At 45.0% G+C, this 1,923-nt stretch carries 1 protein-coding gene and 1 pseudogene; both read right to left on the bottom strand.

The window, feature by feature from the left end; genetic code table 11:
* Positions 1–464 (bottom strand): annotated as a pseudogene (locus AB4653_RS16185) (ATP-dependent RNA helicase HrpA); the annotation flags it as partial.
* Positions 465–691: 227 nt separating this feature from the next.
* The coding region (locus tag AB4653_RS16180) for a MipA/OmpV family protein (protein ID WP_372104716.1) at positions 692–1,923 on the bottom strand (1,232 nt) is incomplete at its 5' end.

The following is a 1,923-nucleotide window of genomic DNA, read 5'->3' as shown; positions in this document are numbered from 1 at the left end:
GTTTCACCCGCCACGATAACTACTTGGTTTTCAGCAATGGCTTTCGCAATATCATCGCGCTTTTGGCTTACTGGGAGAATCTCTGGGTATTCGATGGTTGGTTTCTGCGCAGCACGCTGAGTTGCCGTCATCATTGACTTGGCAATATCTAACGCAATCTCATCGAAGACAGCGTGCTTAGATTGTTCGTTCTTGATTTTACTCGCGCCAGTAATTCGCTTACTCAAACGGAAGCGATCACGCATCATACATTCGTGGAGCGCTTTACGAATAGATACTGGGCTATTCTGAGATGATTTTGTCTTTGTCGCTGACTGTTCAGCTTTCTTGGCATTTGCTTGTTCAGCATTTAATTGTTTAGCAGGTCGGTTCGATGCAGGCTTATTTGATTTCGCTTCGTTCTGTGGAGAACTTGGCTGTGCTGCATTCTTGTTGTTATCTGCTTTTTCCGGAGACGAAGTCAAAGCGTGTCCTATTCTTGTACTTATTAAACTCGCGCGATTATATCACAAGTCTCAAACAAAAAAGCCTGACAACAAAGGGAAAACCTTTTGCTATCAGGCTGATTAGTCACTCTCACGTTAGTAAAAGCGATGGAAGCGTGACGAACGCAAACCGAATGTTTCAAAAATCACAGTTAAAAACTAAACGCTAAAAACGCCTGTTATAAACTGCCTGCTAAAAAACGCGCTTAAAACTCGTACTGTAGATAAACCGTGTTGTAGTTACTGCCGCCTTTGATTCGACCAAACTGAGAGGCGTTTTCAAAAATAGCAGAGCGGTGATGCAACGAATAGCCGAACCATAAGTTGTTCAGGTCATTCTTACTCATTAAATCACCTACGTTTACGTCGAACGAAAAGTCGAGATAATTAAGCAAGTGGCTCCCGTTATAACCCTTCTCTTTCATCTCTTTCGCTTCGATGTAAGTCAGCGAATCGATGTAAGACATACCTTCTGCCACACCAACACGCCATTGAGTTGGCCAGTCGAAAGTGTAATACGCTTTAATTGCGACAATGTATTCGGTGCTGCTTGACTGAACATCTGAACTCCAGTGATGCGCGATACCTGGCGTTAAGTAGATGTCCAATGGGAAACCGAAGATCTCATCGGTTAACGGGTGGCCATAGAAGAATGAGGTCAACTGGTTGTTGTATTCGTCTTTCTCTCTGTTGAACTTCATGATGTCGCCAATATTCGATGGCGTCGCCCAGCCGTGTGCGACACGTAAATACGGCGCATTGCTCAGCTTAGGTTTTGGCGCTTTGGTTTTATCGTTGAAAAAGCCAAAACCAAGGTAAAGTTCGCCTTGATAACGGTCTTCGACAATCGACGAGTCATAGGCGTTATCATCCAGTCGAGTCACACTGGTTGAACCCAATAAATACAAGTTCGAAAACACATGGTAACGGGCTTCTACACCGACATTCAGGTCCACACCTGCGCCGATGGTTTCACTCGCTGCTGAGTAATACTCGCTGTTGAAATCCGCACTTTTATAACGCAGTGTCGCACGCGGAGTGAGCTCCCAGTCTCCGGTTTCATACTTGGCTTTCGCTCGTAAGTTACCGTGGAAGTTGTATTCACTGTCACTCATAAACTCCGTTTCGACAGACCAAGGCCCATCAAGTTGGTAAGTCAGTTGAGCACCAAAGTCAGCCGTATCACCTTCAATTTCATTCTGCTCAGAAGCAGGGATATCAATAAAGCGCATGCGAGAGATAGCATTAAGAGACCATTTCTCGTCATCGGGTTGATAAAGGTAAGCACCCATCTCAGTTCCATCAATGAACACATAGTCGTTCTTGAAAAATAGCATTGGAACAAAAGAGCTAACCGTTTGGTCGCCACCTGACGTGTCGTAAGGAATACTTGCCGTACGAAACATTGCAGCGATGCCCCACTCTTGCTCTTTCGCAG

This window comes from Vibrio sp. 10N.222.48.A3 (assembly GCF_041475345.1).
Taxonomy (GTDB): domain Bacteria; phylum Pseudomonadota; class Gammaproteobacteria; order Enterobacterales; family Vibrionaceae; genus Vibrio; species Vibrio tasmaniensis_A.
Note: the sequence above shows the minus strand (reverse complement) of the source record. Positions and strands in the feature narration are given on the sequence as shown.